Origin of the sequence: Corallococcus praedator, from assembly GCF_003612125.1 — a bacterium.
Taxonomy (GTDB): domain Bacteria; phylum Myxococcota; class Myxococcia; order Myxococcales; family Myxococcaceae; genus Corallococcus; species Corallococcus praedator.
Map to the genome: position 1 here is coordinate 1 of NZ_RAWI01000783.1, position 1,029 is coordinate 1,029.

Sequence of the window (1,029 nt, forward strand, 5' to 3'; positions counted from 1 at the left end):
CGCTGCGCCTCCGCAGGCCCCGGCCGCGCAGCCGCCGCGTGCCGCCGCGCCCCGCGCTCCCGTGCCCGTGACGGATGGACCGACGGTGCGCGCGTCCGCGTCACCGGCGGATGCGACGGTGCGTGCCGCCGCCCCCCAGGCCGATGCGACGGTGCGTTCCGCCGCGCCCGCGCGAACCGTCACGCCGCATCCCGATGCGACAGTGCGTGCCGCCGCGCCCCAGGCTGATGGGAACGTGCGTGCCCCGGCGCCGCAGGCCGAGGCCGGCGTTCGCGCGGCGCAGCGTGCACCTGCTCCGCCGATGGACGCGGCCGCGCGGGCCTCCGGACCGCAGGCCGATGCAACGGCTCGCGCCTCCGCGCCGCCTGCGGAAGGCCAGGCCCGGGCTCCCACACAGCCTGAGCGCGCCGCGGCTCCCCGCGTGGCCACGCCCGCTGCCGCCGCGCCCGTGCCTCCGCGCGCCGCGCAGCCTTCCGCGCACGCACCGTCCGGTGCCGTGCTCCCGCCGCGCCCCGCTGCCGTGCAGCCGCCGAATGCGGCCCCACAGGCCGCGAGCGCCCCGCCGCGCGCCGCGCCCACGGCCGCCCTGTCGGATGCGGGCTTCCAGAATCCTGGCGTCGCCGTGCCTCGCGCGGCGCAGGCCCCGGTGAACGCGGAGCCCCGTCCAGGCTCCGTGCCCACGCCGGCCTACGGGACGGAGGCCCATGGCGCGCGTCCCGTGCCGGCGCCCGGTCTGCCCCGTCGCGAAGCCGCCCCCGCGCAGGCCCAGGCTGCCTCCGGTCTTCCTCGGATGGAGGCTTCCGCCCAGACTCCGGCCGCGTCGGGCCTCCCGCGCATGGAAGCGCCCGCGCAGGCTCCGGTTTCCTCGGGCCTTCCGCGCCGCGACGCCGCGCCGGCCCTGTCGCACGATTCAGACGCGTCCTTCCTTCCCCCGTTGGAGACTCCGGCCTTCGCCGCCGCCTCCGAGTCACCCGCCCCGGGAGTGTCCCGCATGGAAGCCGTGCCCACCCCCGCCGCGCCCTCGAAGTC

The 1,029-nt window shown here is 79.6% G+C and carries 1 pseudogene; it reads left to right on the plus strand.

Annotation, left to right across the window (positions count from 1 at the left end):
• Positions 1–421: 421 nt before the first annotated feature.
• Positions 422–1,029, plus strand: a pseudogene (locus D7Y13_RS45435) (hypothetical protein); the annotation flags it as partial.